This window comes from Sphingobacterium sp. BIGb0165, from assembly GCF_024810095.1.
GTDB lineage: Bacteria > Bacteroidota > Bacteroidia > Sphingobacteriales > Sphingobacteriaceae > Sphingobacterium > Sphingobacterium detergens.
Map to the genome: position 1 here is coordinate 392,786 of NZ_JANUEB010000003.1, position 18,311 is coordinate 411,096.

General features: G+C 40.7%; 13 protein-coding genes. 10 read left to right on the forward strand and 3 right to left on the reverse strand.

What is annotated here, in order from left to right:
• Window positions 1-26 precede the first annotated feature (26 nt).
• From M2408_RS08200 to M2408_RS08230, 7 genes are all read left to right on the forward strand, one after another.
• On the forward strand, window positions 27-974 hold the full coding sequence (locus tag M2408_RS08200) for a D-2-hydroxyacid dehydrogenase (protein WP_120260844.1): 948 nt from the start codon (window positions 27-29) through the stop codon (window positions 972-974).
• 124 nt (window positions 975-1,098) lie between these two features.
• Window positions 1,099-2,412, forward strand: coding sequence for an aspartate kinase (locus M2408_RS08205; protein ID WP_223582656.1), 1,314 nt, complete (start codon window positions 1,099-1,101; stop codon window positions 2,410-2,412).
• A gap of 14 nt (window positions 2,413-2,426) precedes the next feature.
• Window positions 2,427-3,587 carry a diaminopimelate decarboxylase gene (gene lysA, locus M2408_RS08210; RefSeq protein WP_259180726.1) on the forward strand — a complete coding sequence of 387 codons (1,161 nt, stop codon included), beginning with the start codon at window positions 2,427-2,429 and terminating at the stop codon, window positions 3,585-3,587.
• Window positions 3,588-3,690: 103 nt separating this feature from the next.
• The gene (locus M2408_RS08215; protein WP_259180728.1) at window positions 3,691-4,452 is read left to right on the forward strand and encodes a prolipoprotein diacylglyceryl transferase; all 762 of its coding nucleotides are present in this window, start codon (window positions 3,691-3,693) and stop codon (window positions 4,450-4,452) included.
• A gap of 3 nt (window positions 4,453-4,455) precedes the next feature.
• The gene (locus tag M2408_RS08220) at window positions 4,456-4,692 is read left to right on the forward strand and encodes a hypothetical protein (protein ID WP_120260848.1); all 237 of its coding nucleotides are present in this window, start codon (window positions 4,456-4,458) and stop codon (window positions 4,690-4,692) included.
• A 14-nt stretch (window positions 4,693-4,706) separates the two neighbouring features.
• A complete protein-coding gene (locus tag M2408_RS08225) occupies window positions 4,707-6,110 on the forward strand; it encodes a radical SAM protein (RefSeq protein WP_259180729.1) in 1,404 nt (467 codons plus the stop codon).
• Between the two features lie 137 nt (window positions 6,111-6,247).
• On the forward strand, window positions 6,248-8,572 hold the full coding sequence (locus tag M2408_RS08230) for a mechanosensitive ion channel family protein (RefSeq protein ID WP_259180730.1): 2,325 nt from the start codon (window positions 6,248-6,250) through the stop codon (window positions 8,570-8,572).
• Between the two features lie 50 nt (window positions 8,573-8,622).
• Here M2408_RS08230 and M2408_RS08235 read toward each other — a convergent pair whose 3' ends face one another.
• Window positions 8,623-9,453 (reverse strand): AraC family transcriptional regulator, encoded by an 831-nt coding sequence (locus M2408_RS08235; protein WP_259180731.1) that lies wholly within the window; start codon window positions 9,451-9,453, stop codon window positions 8,623-8,625.
• A 108-nt stretch (window positions 9,454-9,561) separates the two neighbouring features.
• Between M2408_RS08235 and M2408_RS08240 the strand changes: the two genes are divergently transcribed.
• Both M2408_RS08240 and M2408_RS08245 read left to right on the forward strand, forming a co-directional pair.
• Window positions 9,562-10,476 carry an AEC family transporter gene (locus M2408_RS08240; RefSeq protein ID WP_120260852.1) on the forward strand — a complete coding sequence of 305 codons (915 nt, stop codon included), beginning with the start codon at window positions 9,562-9,564 and terminating at the stop codon, window positions 10,474-10,476.
• A gap of 136 nt (window positions 10,477-10,612) precedes the next feature.
• Window positions 10,613-11,059, forward strand: a complete 447-nt coding sequence (locus M2408_RS08245) for a DoxX family protein (protein ID WP_120260853.1) — start codon at window positions 10,613-10,615, stop codon at window positions 11,057-11,059.
• Between the two features lie 47 nt (window positions 11,060-11,106).
• Here the strand turns inward: M2408_RS08245 and purL are convergent, their stop codons facing one another.
• Together purL and M2408_RS08255 are read right to left on the reverse strand one after the other, a co-directional pair.
• Window positions 11,107-14,781, reverse strand: a complete 3,675-nt coding sequence (gene purL, locus M2408_RS08250) for a phosphoribosylformylglycinamidine synthase (RefSeq protein ID WP_259180732.1) — start codon at window positions 14,779-14,781, stop codon at window positions 11,107-11,109.
• A 349-nt stretch (window positions 14,782-15,130) separates the two neighbouring features.
• Window positions 15,131-15,781, reverse strand: coding sequence for a hypothetical protein (locus tag M2408_RS08255; protein WP_259180734.1), 651 nt, complete (start codon window positions 15,779-15,781; stop codon window positions 15,131-15,133).
• A 120-nt stretch (window positions 15,782-15,901) separates the two neighbouring features.
• On the opposite strand from M2408_RS08255, the gene pheT reads away from it, so the two are divergent.
• Entirely contained in the window at window positions 15,902-18,298 is a 2,397-nt protein-coding gene (gene pheT, locus M2408_RS08260) for a phenylalanine--tRNA ligase subunit beta (protein ID WP_259180736.1), read from the forward strand.
• Window positions 18,299-18,311 lie beyond the last annotated feature (13 nt).

The window sequence follows — 18,311 nt, forward strand, 5'->3', positions numbered from 1 at the left end:
CCGACATTCATAAATAAATATAAAGGATGAAAATATTAGCAAATGACGGTATCGATCCACTAGGAAAGAAAATGTTGGAGGATGCTGGTCATACTGTAGATACAAATCATATACCACAAGAGGAGTTAGCTGAAAAGCTGCTTGCTTATGATGCAATTACTGTACGTAGCGCAACTAAAGTTCGTCAGGAATTAATTGATGGCTGCCCAAATTTGAAAGTAATCGGTCGTGGTGGCGTAGGAATGGATAATATTGACGTGGAATACGCACGCTCAAAAGGTATTGCTGTTGTCAATACTCCTGCTGCATCTTCTTTATCGGTGGCTGAATTGGTTTTTGCGCACCTTTTAAACGGTGTACGCTTTTTATATGACTCCAACCGCAAGATGCCTGTTGAAGGAAATACCAAATTCGGTGCTTTGAAAAAAGCCTATGGTGCCGGAACTGAGCTTCGCGGTAAAACAATCGGTATTGTTGGTTTTGGCCGTATCGGTCGTGAAGTAGCTAAAATCGCGATCGGTCTGGGAATGGATGTAGTCTATACAGATCTATTTGAAGGACCCAAAGGTTTAACGATTGAACTTTCTGGTGGTATTCAGGTTGAGGTTCCGATCAAACAAGTGGAAATGGAAGACTTATTGAAAGTTTCTGATTTTATTTCCTTACACGTACCATTTTTGGACAAACCGGCAATTGGCGCAGCAGAGTTTCCGCTGTTAAAAGATGGTGTTGGCCTGGTCAACGCTTCCAGAGGCGGTGTTATTGATGAGTTGGAATTAGTGAAGGCATTAGATGCAGGTAAAGTAGCATTTGCAGGCTTAGATGTGTTCGACAACGAACCTACACCACGTGAGGAAATTTTAAAACATCCAAAGATTTCGTTGACACCACATATTGGCGCAGCGACAAATGAAGCACAAGAAAGAATCGGCGAAGAATTGGCCGGTTTACTGATCGAAAACTTGAAGAAGTAATTCTTCCGCATAGAACAAATATATGCGGCACAAAACTTTCATGATTTTGTGCCGCATTTTTTTTAATATACATTCATGAATTGCCTATATTGGCGCACAGAAATTTAATAATTGTAACTTTAGTATGAAAGTTTTAAAATTTGGTGGTACTTCAGTAGGAAGTGCAGTACGTATCAAAGGGTTGTTGGATATTGTAAACCCTTCGGAACGTCAGATCGTTGTGTTATCCGCGGTAGCTGGAACGACAAATGCTTTAGTAGAAATTGGTCAAGCTTACACAGCAGGTAAGAAGGACGAGGCTAAGGATTTGATCAAGAAGCACAAGGATAAGTACGAAGACCTTATTAAGGAACTTTTTAATACTGAAGCCGGTTATAAAAACGGGAAGGAATTAATCGACTATCATTTTAATCTGATCTCTAGCTTGGCGAACGAGCTGTTTACGTCGATAGAAGAAAAGATTATTTTGGCGCAAGGTGAATTGATGTCTACAGCATTATGGCATTTTTACCTCAATGAAATCGGAATTCAGTCTGTCTTATTGCCGGCGTTGGATTTTATGAAAATCGACGAGGACAATGAGCCAATGGTGGAATACATCGGTGAGAAATTGAGTACTATTCTTGCTCAACATCCCGAAAATACCTTGTTTATTACACAAGGATTTATCTGTAGAAATTCGTTTGGTGAAATTGATAACCTGCGCCGTGGCGGATCGGATTATACAGCTTCATTGATTGGCGCAGCTATCCGTGCGGATGAGGTTCAGATTTGGACAGACATTGACGGTATGCACAACAATGACCCGCGTGTCGTAAAAGGGACAACACCGATAGCACATCTTAGCTTCGATGAGGCGGCAGAATTAGCTTATTTTGGGGCGAAGATATTACACCCACAATCGGTATTTCCTGCACAAAAATATAATGTACCGGTACGTCTGTTAAATACAATGGAGCCAAATGCTAAAGGAACATTAATTAGCAAAGATGGTGCACAAAAAGGTTGTATACGGGCAATTGCGGCAAAAGATGGTATCACCGCAATTCATATTCATTCCTCAAGAATGTTGCTTGCTTACGGTTTCTTGCGTCGTGTTTTCGAGATTTTCGAACGCTATAAAACACCGATCGATATGATCACTACCTCAGAAGTAGCGGTTTCGTTGACCATAGATGATACAACAAATTTAGCCGATATCATTAAAGAAGTAGAAGATTTTGGATCTGTTACCGTAGACGGCGATCAGACAATTGTCTGTGTAGTCGGTGACTTTGGTTTGAATAGTCATGGTTATGCTGCACGTGTACTTGATGCTGTAAAACATCTTCCGGTCCGTATGATTTCATACGGTGGTTCGGATTTTAATGTATCCATTTTATTGAATTCGGATCATAAAACAGAGGCTTTACGTTCATTGCATAATCGTTTATTTTAAGAATTAGGTTTTATATGATAAATACAGCTATTGCGGCAAAATTTGCAGAGAAAGAAACGCCGTTTTATTACTATGACTTGGCCGTGTTAAACAAAACCTTGGAAGCGGCTTACGCAGCTTCCAACAAAAGGGGATTCCATGTTCATTATGCATTGAAAGCTAATTTTAACGATGTGTTGTTAAAAGCCATGCAACAGATCGGCTTCGGTGCGGACTGTGTGAGCGGAAATGAAGTGAAAAAAGCTATTGAGTGTGGTTTTGCGCCTCAGAATATTACCTTCGCTGGCGTTGGGAAATCGGATAAGGAGATCAAATACGCATTACAACAAAATATCTTTGCATTCAACGTAGAGTCTATTCAGGAGCTTGAAGTTATTAACGAATTGGCATCAAAACAAGGTGTAAAAGCAAATGTTGCATTGCGAATAAACCCCAATGTTGATGCGCATACACACCATTATATTACAACAGGACTCGACGAAAACAAATTTGGTATTCCAAATGCGGATCTGGAGAAATGTGCCGCTGTTCTTAAGAAATGTGATTTTATAGAATTGGTAGGCTTACACTTCCACGTCGGATCTCAGATTACCGATATGACGGTATTCAAAAGTTTGTGTGTAAAAGTTAACGAGTGGAAAAACTGGTTTGAGGAGCGTGGAACAAAGATTCGTGTGTTGAACGTCGGTGGGGGCCTTGGGATAGATTATAAAAATCCAGATGGTAATCCAGTTCCAGATTTTGAAGCTTATTTTGACATTTTTGATCGTTTCCTAGAGCGTAAGCCACATCAGGAAGTTCATTTTGAACTGGGCAGAGCTTTGGTTGCTCAATGCGGAAGCTTGGTGAGCCGTGTATTATATGTTAAGAATGGTGTCAAGAAAAACTTTTTGGTACTGGATGCAGGGATGACTGAATTGATGCGACCAGCCTTGTATCAAGCTTACCATAAAATAGAAAATATTAGTGAAGGCAGCGCTACAGAAGCATTAAACTACGATGTCGTAGGGCCAATCTGTGAATCTTCGGATTGTTTTGGAAAGGAAGTACCTTTGCCGGTATCAAAACGTGGTGACTTGATTGCGATTCGTTCTGCAGGAGCTTATGGTGAAGTTATGGCTTCCCGCTATAATTTGAGAGAAGAAATCAGATTTGTCTACAGCGATCAATTATAGATTGCTATCCTAGACGAAGATAAGGAGATAAAGCCGGTTCACAAATGAACCGGCTTTTGTTTTTTGGTGATCGATATCTGAATTGTCTTTTGTATACTTGCTTATGCTAACTGCAATCGAATTTCCTGTTACCATTGATTTATTTGGAAAGACCTTTCTCCTCCATCCCTTTATGGAAGGTTTGGGGATGTTTATGGGCATGCGTTATTATCAGCTCCTGAAATGGAAAGATAAGGAGAGCTTAGGTCACACCAATTCACTTTTAATTGTCATTGCAGCCGCTGTAGGAGCCTTGATCGGATCTCATGTGATCGGATCGCTTGAGCGCCCAGAGGAATTGTTTAGTGCCCTAAGTAAATGGCGTTATATCTGGCTAAATAATACGATTGTAGGTGGTCTGGCCGGTGGACTGGTCGGGGTGGAACTGATGAAAAAAATCATGCGCAAGCAAGAGAGCACGGGGGACCGCATGGTTTTTCCGCTGATTGTTGCGATCATGATCGGGCGGATAGGTTGTTTTTACACTGGGGTATTTGAGCAGACCTATGGCTTGCCTACGGAATGTCCATTGGGGATGTACCTTGGTGATGCTTATCGCAGGCACCCCGTTGCCTTATACGAAATTGCATTTTTGATTCTGCTATTTATTTCCCTGCAATGGTTTAAACGGAGATTTATATTCCAAAATGGCGTACTGTTTCAGTTTTTTATGCTCAGCTATTTTAGCTTTCGTTTTTTATTGGATTTTATCAAGCCAAGGGTAGTTATTCTTTTCGGAATGAGTACAATACAAATTACCTGTCTTGTCGTGATAATTTATTATATTTATTTATTGAATAATACGCATATAGAAAGGAAGGTCTAAATTATGTATTTACTCGAAGGGTCATTTGGTTCGGAAAACACAGCTGTATTGGGCTTGTTTTTACTGTTTGGAGGAGCTATAGTCATCGGAATAGCGCTTTTGGTCATTATTATTGGTTCGATTATGAAATCCAATAATAAAGAGTCTACATTTAATGTCAACCTTTGGCTTAAAGTGCTTTTGGGTGGTGTTGGAGCGATGATCGCAGGTGGAGTTGCTTGTGGAATAGCATTAAGTTAATAACGATAAGATATATGCCAGTTAGAAATTATACCTATTACGATTATACCATTAGTCTGTGTCCGACCTGTCTTTCGCGTGTAGGAGCAAAAATTATCATCGAGGATGAAAAGGTTTTTATGACCAAAAATTGCCCTGATCATGGTTTTTTCAAAACCCTGATCGCCACAGATGTTGAATACTATAAAAATATCCGAAATTATAACAAAGCGTCTGAGACGCCATTGAAATTTGAGAACGAGGTTCATTTTGGCTGCCCGTATGATTGTGGCCTCTGTGTCGATCATGAACAACACAGCTGCCTGTCTATCGTTGAGGTGACCGATCGTTGCAACCTGACATGCCCGACCTGCTACGCCATGTCTTCACCTCATTATGGGCGGCATCGTTCGCTGGAGGAAATCGAACGCATGTTTGACAAGATTGTCGAAAATGAGGGGGAGCCTGATGTCGTTCAGATCAGTGGTGGAGAACCAACTATTCATCCGGAGTTTTTTAAGATTTTGGATATCGCTAAAACAAAACCAATTAAGCATTTGATGCTGAATACCAATGGTATTCGGATTGCGAATGACCCTGGATTTGCTGAACAGCTTGCCACCTACGCTCCGGAATTTGAAATTTACCTCCAATTTGATTCTTTCCGCCCGGCTGTGCTGGAGAAATTTAGAGGAAAGGATTTGACCGATGTACGGAAAAAGGCAATCGACAAGCTCAATGCGTTAAACCTAAGTACGACACTTGTCGTTGTCCTGGAAAAAGGAACCAACGATGATGAGATCGGAGCGATATTGGATTATGCTTTGAATCAACGTTGTGTTCGTGGTGTAACCTTCCAGCCCGTAGAAATTGCCGGTAGAAACGCGGAGAATGCACAGCAGCATAAGATGACCCTCACTGAGGTCAGGCAGGAAATCTTAGATCAGTACCCGCTCTTGAATCCGCATGATATCATTCCGGTACCCTGCAACCCAGACGCTTTGGCCATGGGCTATGTGCTTAAGATTGGTGATGAAAGGATTCCGCTAACACGGCATATTGACCCCGCTGTACTCTTGAATAATCAGTCTCGCAATACCATTGTGTATGAACAGGACACCGGTGTGCAGATGCAGTTGCTGGATATTTTTAGTACCGGTATTTCGGTGGATAAAGTAAAACCAAAGGTCAATCAATTGCTTTGCTGCCTGCCTGATGTGTGTGCTCCTGAGCTGGATTATGATAATCTTTTCCGCATCATTATCATGAATTTTATGGATGCTTATGACTTCGATGTGCGTGCGGTCAAAAAATCCTGCGTACATATTGTCAATAAAGATCTGAAGCTAATCCCCTTTGAGACAATGAATCTGTTTTACCGTGATGACAAAGTCAAGCGTTTGGAGGAACTTAAATTATCGGATGCTATACGATTTTAAGCTTAGATAAGCTATTTTTGTCGGAAAAATAATAATCGTTATCGGCTTTCCTGAAACTTCATTTTGCGGAGTTCTCCTGTGAGGCACAGGTTATTATTTAGAGAGATTAACATATTGGGCGTATGAAATTGAGCAGCATGAAACATTTCATTGTTTTTATAATAAGTCTATTGGCATTGCATCTGTATGCTATCGGACAAGATTCGGTTCAGGTAAGAAGAGGTGTCAGTACCGATAGATCACAGCCGCATACTGGTTTAAATAGAAGATCTGGTTCCGATTCGACAAGAGTAGGGAATGATTCGCTGCGAAATGACCTGCGGAAGGTAAATTTGACATTTTTGTCCAATATCCGTACAGCCTCTATGGCTGAGTTTGTCGCTCAGTTAAATGAAAAATCCAACTCTTATGCCTCGACAAGTGCCAACTCCGCAAAAGATTCTGTCGCAACAATAAAAAATTCGATTTCCGAAGAAATCAGACAACTTAAATCGATCAAAGGGAGTATTGCAAATTATTCAAACAGTTTAAGTGGCACGAAAGACCAAATCCGTAATATCGTCAATCATTATGATATCAGTGCCAATAATCATGCTAGGGCACATCAATACCTGAATAGCGCAGAACTTAAGTTATCGTCAAAGATGGATTCGCTGGAAATGATCAATCGCACGATAGATGAGCTTATCCTAAAGAACCAGCGGCACCTCAATAGATTGGATCTGATTACTGAAACAAAAACTGCTGCGAAGAAGTCTACTACCGCTCCCGGTAAAAGTTCCATTTGGAAGGCCAATACGACAAGTATCTCGAAAGATGTTATTTTGGACAATATTCGCAGCAATTATAGTAACAATAAATCCATTGATAAATATGTCAATCGTACAGATTGGGCGAGCCGGATTCTATTGATTGTGCTGGGACTGGCTTATTCGTATTGGATAGTGCGGGTTGCCTATGTGCTGAAACAAAATGATCCATCCAATAAGATAGCCATTGATGCGATTGTTGGGAAAACGATTATTTTTCTGCTAACCTTATTGCCCTTTGTCAATTTCTTCACGCCAACTTTCATCTTACAAGCGTCTCAACTGGTGATCATGTTGATTTTTATGTATTTGCTAAGACATAAAATGACTGGACAGCAGCGTAAGATTGCGCTGATTCTGATCATCTTTTACCTATTGGATGTCTTTGTCAATATGATTGTGAGTGATGATCTGTTTTTACGTATTGTTTGTATTGGTTTTAATCTAATCGCATTGGGATTGGTAAGCTATACGAAACGACGTATAAAGAATCCAGAGAGTCCGGGCTATATCAGTAATTTTATCTATGTGGTATTTGCGATCTTAAATATCACGGCAATCACGTTGAATGTCATTGGGCATGTGGAGCATTCACGCAGTTTCAGTATAGCCTGTGCGGTAGGTTTGGTGCAGTCATTTACCCTACAATATTTTGCGGACATGATCAAATTGGATGTCCGTAACCAATTCAAAAAAGACCGTTTGGTGGCGGGATTTTGGATGCGCTTTAATGAACAGCGTACGCTGACGATTATAACAGAGATCCTTCGGATTGTATGTATCCTGTTGGCAATTATTGTTTTGGCCAATAATCTTCAGTTTATCGAAACCTTATTGGCGCTTAGTGAAACATTCTTTGGAAAGGTGCGTAGTATAGGCAGTATATCGTTCACCTTGGGGAACCTTGTTGTTGCGATTTTGCTGTTGCTGGTCGCCAATTGGTTTCAAAAGAACATCAGCCTCATCGTGCTCGGTGGTGAAGATGGTCAGTTAAATCAGGCCTACAATCAAAAAATGACGCTGTTTCCGTTATTCCGTTTGGCGATTATTCTGATTGGTTTTTTTATCGCTATTTCCGCTTTGGGGATGAGCTTGGATAAACTTACCGTCGTTATCGGGGCGCTGAGTGTGGGGATAGGTTTGGGGATGCAAAATATCATCAACAACTTTGTATCTGGGATTATTCTCGTTTTTGATAAGCCTTTCCGCGTGGGGGACCAGATCGAACTCGCCGATAAAAAGGGGCGTGTCAAGGAGATCGGTATTCGCGCGAGTGTATTGAAAACTGCCGATGGTGCTGATGTAATTATTCCAAACGGTGATTTGCTGTCAGGTAGATTAGTCAATTGGACATTATCCCAAGAGTATAGTAGGACAAGTTTTGTCCTCCATATCGATCGGAAGACGGACCTTGACGAAGCTAAACAATGGATTAATGCGGCTATAGCGGCGAGTCCACATTTCGTCAAGGAAAGAGATAGTGGAATCAGCGTGCAAGACATTAGCGAAGAAATGATTTATTTAAGTGTTTTCTGCTGGGTAAATTTCGCGGCGAATGCTTCATCTCTGAAAAATGATGTGTTAGTTGTCCTCTATAAACAGTTTGAGGAAAAAGGACTGAAATTCTATAGTGTATTACCTCCTAAATCTTGATAGGCAACCAGTGTCTTTTGTATGTTGCATGCTTGGGGTAGATCATAGGATCATTTTGTCTGTTGTTGCCGATATGCTTTAGGGCTGTACCCCTTTGTGCGCTTGTAGAAATGGGATAAGTGGCTCTCGTCGACAAAGCCCAGTTCTTCGGCAATCTGTTTGAGTGTATATGCAGTGGACTTAAGCCGATGTTCTATTAATTCGATTCGGTACATATTGATGTATTCTCTCAGGCTACTCCCAAAGTTTTTCTTGAAATAAATGCCAAAATAAGTCGGGGAGAGGTTAAATTTCTGGGCAATTGTTTTTAGCTGAAGATACTCTGGGGTAAAGATATGCTGATGGATATAAGCCGAAATGGAGCTGTCGATGTGTAGTGTATGTGCCTGTGGCAAGCGCTGTATTTCGGATATTTCCTTATAGCGACCAAAGATAGCAACCAGTTGATCAAACAGCCATTGTGATGTCTGGTTGATAGCGGTAATACAGTATAGCCGGACCGCTTCCATAAGATGGGAATAAATCAAACGATCGTGATCGGTCATGTGCAATTTACTTTCTCGCAATCCTCGGTCGTTCATTAACTCCATAATCCAGGCGTAGAGTTTTTGATGACGCCGATTTTGCATAAAATAGCTATCCGTAAAAAGAATGAATAGGAAATGTGTTTTTTCGTGAATATTGAAGTAATGTTTATCTGCAGGGCTAACAAGAAAAATATCACCACGTTCATAATCCAATTCAAATTTATTGATCACATGTTTTCCCTGTCCGCTGCGTATGTAAACAAGTTCATAATAATTTTGCTCATGCATAGGTAGATGGAAAGTATCTTCCACAAACTCACTGATCAATAATGGCTCGAATTGTTTCTTTCGCATGATTTTTTTTGTATATCGTATTAAATGTACATAAAAATAATGTATTTATACATGTTTTTACTAAGTATACTATTGCACTTTTGTGTCGTATAAAATTGTAGGAAAAACATGGTTAATTTTATAATGATTGCGTTTTGTATTGCTGCTGGTATGCTGTTGCGAAGGACAAATTTAATCCACAGTGAGGCGCATAAAGGAATCAATACCTGGATACTTTATTTTGCTCTTCCGGCGGTTTCGTTTAAATATATTCCAAAGATCGTATGGTCATCACAGTTGTTGTTTCCGATCTTTTCAGCAGTTTTGGTCTGGGCGGGAAGCTGGTTATTTATGGAATGGTATTGTAGGCGAAAATTCTATAAGCAGCGTTCCAGGAGCAGCCTGGAATTGGCGGCAGGCTATAGCAATACATCCTTCATCGGATTTCCATTGATTATGGCTTATTTTGGCGAAGCGCAATTACCGATTGCTATAATTTGTGACCAGACGACATTTATACTATTAGCTACTGCTGGTATCATCAATGCGCTGAAAGCGAATCTTCAAGAAGGGCAATCCATTGAGGCCAAATTTATGATCAGGAAGCTGATTACTTTCCCACCATTGATCGGTTGTCTTCTTGCATTGACCTTATCTCAGTTTATTGATTTTAGTGTTGCCGAACCTTTTTTTGATAAACTTGTGGCGACAGTAGGACCATTGGCGCTATTTTCTATCGGTTTACAGTTGAAGTTCGAGGGCTGGCGCCAACAGTTCGCACAAATTAGTACAGCCATGATCTATAAATTAATTTTGGCTCCCGCATTGGTTTTGCTATTTGCATTGTTACTTGGAGTAAAAGGACCTGTGGCGCGAATCAGTATTTTCGAAGCTGCCATGCCTACCTTAGTCACCTCAGGGATCATCGCTGAACAATATCATCTCAATGCAAAATTGGTGAATCTTGTTATCGGTTTTAGCATTGTAATCGGGCTAATGACAACGGCCTTATGGGATCTTGTAATCCGGTTTGCGATAGCCTAATGTTTCGTTCAACCTTTTTGAAGGACTTCGATCCCATGTAAGGGCAATGGTCTGTATATTAAAATGATACTGAGCTACAACTTTTTTGTAATTCAGTTGTTATAGCAGTATAACCATCTATAAAAGGAGGTATGTTATGAACCTGATACATAGAATTGAGCATTGGGGAAATGTCCATCACCCACAATGGATTGATTACCTAAGAATTGCCTTGGGTATTATGATTTTCGCCAAAGGCGTAACTTTTGTAAATGATAGGCAAGTGGTTGAGCACATGATCGAACAAAGTAGCTTTCATCTTTCGATTTGGGGAGCTGTTCACTATGTGGTATTTACACACTTGGTTGGCGGGTTATTCCTTATTTTGGGTTTTCAAACCCGTTTAGCTTCTTTATTGTTGTTGCCAGTCTTGGTGGGAGCTGTCTTTTTTGTTAATATCACCAATGGTTTTAGTTATGTGAATTCCGAATTGTGGCTTTCTATAGTCGTATTCTTTTTGTTGATCTTTTTTATGGTCATGGGATCTGGAAAATATTCCCTTGACAATATGATGAACAAACCTGGATATAAAAGGGATATCTAAAAAAAAGAAGCTCCTTCATAGATGAAGGAGCTTTTATGTAGTGCTTATTACTTGCTTTGATTGTCAATCCAATTGCGTGCATTGACGAAAGCCTCTAACCAAGGAGAAACTTCATCCTGACGTCCTTTTGGATAGTTTGCCCAATGCCATTGGAAAATTGAGCGCTCGATATGCGGCATTGTGGCCAAATGGCGACCAGTTTTATCGCAGATCATCGCTGTATTGTAATCCGAGCCATTTGGATTGTGCGGATATTGCTCATAACCGTATTTCGCAACAATATTGTATTGTTCCTCTGCATACGGTAGATTGAATTTTCCTTCACCATGTGAAATCCAAACACCCAATGTACTTCCTGCTAATGTAGAAAGCATAACGGAATTATTTTCCTGAACTTTCACGGAAATGAAATTTGACTCGTGTTTGCCCGAAGTGTTGTGCAACATTTTACCATGAACCTCGTGCTCCGGATTGATCATTTCCAATTCCATAAACAACTGGCAACCATTACAGATACCAACTGAAAGTGTGTCTGGCCGTGCAAAGAAATCGGTCAATGCCTTTTTCGCTTTCTCATTGTATAGGAATGCTCCGGCCCATCCTTTTGCCGAACCCAGTACATCCGAGTTGGAGAATCCACCAACAGCACCGATAAATTGGATATCTTCCAATGTCTCACGGCCTGAAATCAAGTCAGTCATATGAACATCCTTCACATCAAAACCTGCTAAGAACATCGCATTTGCCATCTCGCGTTCCGAGTTGGAGCCCTTTTCCCGAAGAATTGCCGCTTTTGGACGTGCTTTACTTCCGTCGATCACCGGTTTTTTGCCGTTGAACTGACTTGGGAAGGTAAATGTTAAAGGTTGATTTTTATAGTTATCGAAACGTTGTTGTGCAGTTCCGTTTTTCGATTGTTTCGAATCCAATAGGAATGAAGTGGTCGACCAAACATCACGTGTTGCCGCAACATCAAAGCTGAAGTTCTCTTCTCCGTTTTTGATGGTAACGGTGTTTCCTGCTACTGCCTGGCCAATTTTTATGGCATCTACGCCGGCTTCTTTAACAGCTTGCTCGAAAACAGTATCATTTTTAGCTTGAAGTACAAGTCCAATATTTTCACTGAACAATACTTTTACAGCATCAGACTCATTTAATCCCGAAAGGTCATAATTTGCAGCCAAATTCACATCTGCAAATGTCATTTCCAAAAGGGTCGTGATCAAACCACCGGATCCGATATCATGACCGGCTTCGATTTGGTTATCGTTGATTAATTGCTGAACGGTATTGAATGCTGTTTTGAAATAGTTTGCATCTTGGATTGTAGGAACTTCTGTGCCTAATTTATTGACAATCTGAGCGAAAGACGAACCACCTAATTTGAAGTTGTCTTTTGATAGATTGATGTAGTAAATGGATCCTGCATTTTTGTTTAATACGGGTTCAACTACTTTAGTAATATCCGTACAATTTCCAGCTGCTGAAATAATCAATGTGCCGGGAGCAATTACATTCTCACCATTTGGATATTTTTGCTTCATCGACAAGGAGTCTTTTCCTGTAGGGATATTGATTCCTAATGCGATTGCAAAACCCGAACAAGCTTTGACAGCTTGATAAAGTCGAGCATCCTCACCTTCGTTATTTGCTGCCCACATCCAGTTAGCTGACAATGAGATGCCTGCAAGACCATTTATAATCGGTGCAAATACGATATTTGATAATGATTCTGCGATAGCAGTTTTACTAGCCGCTGCCGGATCAATTAATGCTGCGACAGGGGAGTGTCCTATCGTTGTTGCGATACCCTCTTTTCCTTTGTAGTCAAGAGCCATGACACCAACGTTATTTAAAGGTAACTGTAATGGACCTGCACATTGTTGTTTGGCAACACGGCCACCCACACAACGGTCCACTTTATTGGTCAACCAATCTTTGGAAGCCACAGCCTCCAATTGTAGTACCTGATTTAAATAGCTCGGGATATTCGCAGAATCATAGGTAAGATCTGCATAATTACGAGCAACTATTTTATCACGCATAAAGGTCTTTGGTGATGAACCAAAGAAATCCTCTAAAGCATAATCCATTGGTTTGGCGCCATTGCTTTTTGATGCAAATGTGAAGCGGTGATCTCCAGTGACGTCACCTACGGTGTACATTGGAGCACGTTCACGATCAGCAACACGTTTTAGGATTGCAATATCATCTTCAGCAATCACCAAGCCCATTCTTTCCTGAGACTCATTGCCGATGATTTCTTTTGCTGAAAGGGTAGGATCACCTACCGGAAGCGCATCAAGATCTATTAAACCGCCTGTTTCCTCTACCAATTCGGATAGACAGTTGAGGTGTCCACCAGCGCCATGGTCATGGATAGAAACAATTGGGTTATGATCTGCTTCAACTAAGCTTCGTACAGCATTGGCCGCACGTTTTTGCATTTCCGGATTTGAGCGTTGAATGGCATTCAATTCAATGCCTGACCCGAAAGCGCCTGTATCAGCAGAGGATACTGCTGCACCGCCCATACCGATACGGTAATTTTCACCTCCTAAGATGACGATTTTATCACCTATTTTTGGGGTATGTTTTTTGGCTTGATCCAATTTTCCATAACCGACACCACCAGCTTGCATGATGACTTTGTCATAACCAAGCTTACGGCCTTCTTCTTCATGTTCGAAGGTCAGTACAGATCCCGTAATCAAGGGTTGTCCGAATTTATTACCGAAGTCAGAAGCTCCATTGGAAGCTTTGATAAGGATATCTACTGGTGTTTGGTAAAGCCATTGGCGTTCTGGCATTGCTTTCTCCCAAGGACGATCTTGCAATAGGCGTGAATACGCTGTCATATAGACCGCCGTACCCGCCAAAGGAATAGCGCCTTGACCACCGGCCATACGGTCACGAATTTCACCACCAGATCCTGTCGCCGCTCCAGAGAAAGGCTCCACAGTTGTTGGGAAATTGTGGGTTTCGGCTTTTACGGATAAAACAGAATCGAAAGATTTTTCCTCGTAAAAGTCAGGCTTGTCAGCGGATTTAGGTGCAAACTGGGTGACCCGTGGGCCTTTAATAAAGGCTACGTTGTCTTTATACGCAGAAACAATCTCATTTGGATTTGTTTCGGAAGTTTTCTTGATTAATTTAAATAGGGAAGTAGGTTGTTCTTCACCATCAATGATAAATGTACCATTGAAAATCTTATGTCTACAGTGCTCAGAATTGGCTTGTGAAAAAGCAAAGACCTCGGAGTCTGTTAAAAGACGGCCCAATTTGGTAGCAAGATTGTTTAAGTAGGCTACTTCTTCCGGATTTAATGCCAATCCTTCGGATTTGTTGTAGGCATCAATGTCTTCAATTTCCAAAATAGGTTCTGGTGTGATGTTGACCGTGTACATATCCTGCGTCAACGTACTGAACTTTTGCGAAATCATTGGATCGAAATCATTGAAATCTGCTGGTACCGGTTGAAATTCTTCGATACGAACAATTCCTTCAATACCCATGTTCTGTGTGATTTCTACTGCATTGGTACTCCAAGGAGTGACCATCGCTGCGCGGGGGCCTACAAAGTAATGGTTAAGGGTTTGGTCGTCGAGTTTTTTGGCGTTGCCGAATAGCCAGTTGAGTTTAGTAATGTCTTCTTGTGATAAAGAGTTTACGCTTTGAACACCATATACGGTGTTCGATGGGTTCTCAAAGAAATGAATCATTATAAATGTTTGTTTTGAACGTTCTTCAAATTAAAGCACAAAGTTACATATTATTTTCATGGAAATGATTGAATTTTGATTAAAAAATAGTGGTTACTATTCGGTTTAAAAACAGTGAAATAGCGGTTCTTATGTAAATAAATGTAAAGTTGTGTTAATCCGTGTAAATAAATGTTATCATTCTATCTGCTGTTAGGATAGGTCGCTTGTAGGTGGTAGATTCGTAAACCCTATTCCCTATGAGTATAACATGATCAAGCCTTGGGATGTGGATCTAATGCGCACCCCAAGGCAAAGATTGAATTAGGCTGTCAATTAACCAAATTCATAAGCATCGTCTTTTCGATTTTTAAAAATCCTGTTTTCTCAGTTCATTATAACGAGTAAGGTGGATAGCAATCAGGATATGGCAGATTGCAAAGAATGCGAGGAACAGTAAAACTATAGTAGGGCGAGCGCCTGGGAAGGTGTTTTTGCTCAACAGACCGCCAGCAATCCCAAATATCAACGCGAAGATACCCAGTTGAAAAACATGCTTTTGGATGATTTGTTGTCGATATAGTCCCCATGACCAAATTATTGTCCCGATAAAAAATGGTAGTAGTATTGGAATTAAAAAATAAACGCCCGTCTGTTGTAGATCAGCCATAACCTGCGTTAGGTTTGTCGTCTGATCTAAAGTAGGGGATGTTAAGAAATAGGCAAATAGATGGAAAAAGCTATCAACACACATTCCCATAACACCAATTGCCAAGAGGGTAGTTTCCATAATTGAAATAGTGGATAAGACCTTGAGGCGAGCTTGAATTTGGAAAAGTGCAATGAGGTAGAATACGGATGACAAGATGCCTGAAATCACGGAGTTGAATACGGAAGTTCGATTCATCGCAACGATTTTTAGAATATGAACCGGATCTGCTGTACCTTGATCAGGCATGAGGAACCAACTTAACCAAAAGAGTATAGAGGCGACAATTAATAGAATGGCTGAACTTTTCATGATGAGATAGATTTACAATTTTTTATGCATGTACTGACAGGGATAAATTGATATACTACGCAATTATAATTGCATACAAAGTCAAATTTATCTAAGTTTGTGCATCAAATCAAATTCGAGATGAACATTTCATATAATTGGTTAAAACAACACGTTAATATAGATTCGACGCCGGAGGAATTATCTTTGATCTTGACAAACACAGGATTGGAAGTAGAGGCACTGGACGTTGTACAGAGTATCCCCGGTGGATTGGATGGTTTGGTCGTTGGCGAAGTGAAAACTTGTGAGCAACACCCGAATGCTGATAAATTGCGCGTTACTACAGTTGATGTAGGCGCTTCTGAATTACTGAATATCGTATGTGGGGCGCCAAATTGCCGTACAGGATTGAAAGTAATTGTGGCAACAGTCGGTACAACATGTCACCCCTTGACCGGAGAACCCTTTAAGATTACCAAATCTAAAATTCGTGGTGAAGTATCCGAAGGTATGTTATGTGGTGAGGATGAAATCGGTTTGGGTACGTCCCATGTCGGTATCGTTGAATTGCCCGCTGATGTTGCGGTGGGGACATTGGTGAAAGATCATTTCAATATTCAGGATGATTACCGTTACGAAATAGGCCTTACACCGAATCGTGCGGATGCGGCATCCCATTTAGGGGTAGCACGCGATATTGCTGCTTATTTCCGTACGAATATTCTAAAAGCGGATGTTTCGACCTTTCAAGCGGCTGAGGAAGCTGGTACAGCTGTTGTCGTCGAAGACACTGCAGCTTGTCCACGTTATAGTGGAATCAATATTTCCGGTGTTCAGGTTGCAGAATCACCTGATTGGTTGAAAGAAAAATTAAATGTGATCGGTGTACGTCCAATCAATAATATTGTCGATATCACCAATTATATATTGCACGACCTTGGCCAACCATTGCATGCGTTTGATGCGGATAAAATTGCGGGGAACAAGGTGCTTGTCCGTACCGCAAAAGAAGGGGAAAAATTTGTGACCCTAGATGCTGTGGAACGGACGCTTTCTGCTGAAGATCTTGTGATTGCAGATGCTGAAAAACCGATGTGTATCGCTGGTGTTTTTGGTGGTGCACATTCAGGTGTTTCGACAGAAACAACCAATGTATTTTTAGAATCGGCTTATTTTAATGCCGTATCGGTGCGTAAGACCTCTAAAAGACATGGTCTGAAAACAGATGCTTCATTCCGTTTCGAACGTGGTACAGATCCTAACATTACCGTAGAAGCGTTAAAACGTGCTGCATTGTTGATTCAGGAAATTGCCGGGGGGACAATATCTTCGACCTTGAAAGATGTATATCCTGTGGAAATTAAACCATTCTCATTCCATGTGAGTTATGCGAACGTGGTACGTCTAATTGGACAAGCAATCCCAAATGAAGAAATTAGAGCCATTATCGTTGCCCTTGGTATTGAAGTTGCTTCAGAGACAGCTGCGGGACTAGATGTTTTAGTGCCTGCTTATCGTGTTGATGTAACCCGCGAGGTGGATGTAGTAGAAGAGGTATTACGGATTTACGGCTACAATAACATTGAACTAAAATCCCAAATTAAGGCTTCCTTAAATACGGTCGAAAAACCAGATAAAGAGGTCGTCTTAAATCAACTTGCGGACTTATTGATCGGTAATGGGTTCCGTGAAATATTGGCGAATTCGTTGACAAAGCTTGATTATGCAGACGACAGTGAAACTGCTGTCAGATTGTTCAATCCCTTGAGCTCGGACTTAGATACCATGCGTCAAAACATGTTGTTCTCCGTGTTGAATGCCATTGAATATAATCAGAAGCGTAGAAATTTTGATCTGAAATTTTTCGAATTCGGAAAAACTTATGCGTTGGATGGTGAGGGCTATAAAGAAACGCAGCATTTGACTTTTGCAATAACAGGCAGAGAGGAAGCTGAACAGTGGAATAGCAAAAAAGGTAATGTCAATTTCTATAACCTTAAAGCAGCAGTTGATACCATTGTCAAACGTCTTAAGATTGAGGGCATACAAATACAAGATGCACCGATCAATCATTTTGCCTACGGATTGAGTTATATGAAAGGTCAGAAATGTCTGGTTTCTTTCGGTGCGGTAGCTAATGCAGACTTGAAAAAAGCAGATGTTGAGGGACAGGTTTTCTTTGCAGATTTTGATTGGGATGTCTTGATGAAAATCATTCGCAAGAATAGTATTCAATATAAGGAAGTATCTAAATTTCCTGCTGTACGTCGTGATTTATCCCTGTTGATTGACGAAAATGTGAGCTTTGATAAGCTTCAGTTTGTTGCTCAAAAGACCGAACGCAAGCTTTTGAAGGAAGTAAATGTATTTGATGTGTATAAAGGTGATAAAATTCCGGAAGGGAAAAAGTCTTATGCTCTGAGCTTTATCCTGCAAGACGAAGAAAAAACATTGACCGATAAACAAATTGATGCAATAGTTCAAAAATTAATTGTTAATTTTGAGAAGGAACTAAGCGCAGAGGTGCGTGGTTAATTAGAGATAGAAC

Excerpts from the sequence above, each read along its gene's own strand:
- M2408_RS08200 (WP_120260844.1), top strand. The coding sequence starts at position 27 with ATGAAAATATTAGCAAATGACGGTATCGATCCACTAGGAAAGAAAATG.
- M2408_RS08205 (WP_223582656.1), top strand. The coding sequence starts at position 1,099 with ATGAAAGTTTTAAAATTTGGTGGTACTTCAGTAGGAAGTGCAGTACGT.
- lysA (WP_259180726.1), top strand. The coding sequence starts at position 2,427 with ATGATAAATACAGCTATTGCGGCAAAATTTGCAGAGAAAGAAACGCCG.
- M2408_RS08215 (WP_259180728.1), top strand. The coding sequence starts at position 3,691 with ATGCTAACTGCAATCGAATTTCCTGTTACCATTGATTTATTTGGAAAG.
- M2408_RS08220 (WP_120260848.1), top strand. The coding sequence starts at position 4,456 with ATGTATTTACTCGAAGGGTCATTTGGTTCGGAAAACACAGCTGTATTG.
- M2408_RS08225 (WP_259180729.1), top strand. The coding sequence starts at position 4,707 with ATGCCAGTTAGAAATTATACCTATTACGATTATACCATTAGTCTGTGT.
- M2408_RS08230 (WP_259180730.1), top strand. The coding sequence starts at position 6,248 with ATGAAACATTTCATTGTTTTTATAATAAGTCTATTGGCATTGCATCTG.
- M2408_RS08235 (WP_259180731.1), bottom strand. The coding sequence starts at position 9,453 with ATGCGAAAGAAACAATTCGAGCCATTATTGATCAGTGAGTTTGTGGAA.
- M2408_RS08240 (WP_120260852.1), top strand. The coding sequence starts at position 9,562 with ATGGTTAATTTTATAATGATTGCGTTTTGTATTGCTGCTGGTATGCTG.
- M2408_RS08245 (WP_120260853.1), top strand. The coding sequence starts at position 10,613 with ATGAACCTGATACATAGAATTGAGCATTGGGGAAATGTCCATCACCCA.
- purL (WP_259180732.1), bottom strand. The coding sequence starts at position 14,781 with ATGATTCATTTCTTTGAGAACCCATCGAACACCGTATATGGTGTTCAA.
- M2408_RS08255 (WP_259180734.1), bottom strand. The coding sequence starts at position 15,781 with ATGAAAAGTTCAGCCATTCTATTAATTGTCGCCTCTATACTCTTTTGG.
- pheT (WP_259180736.1), top strand. The coding sequence starts at position 15,902 with ATGAACATTTCATATAATTGGTTAAAACAACACGTTAATATAGATTCG.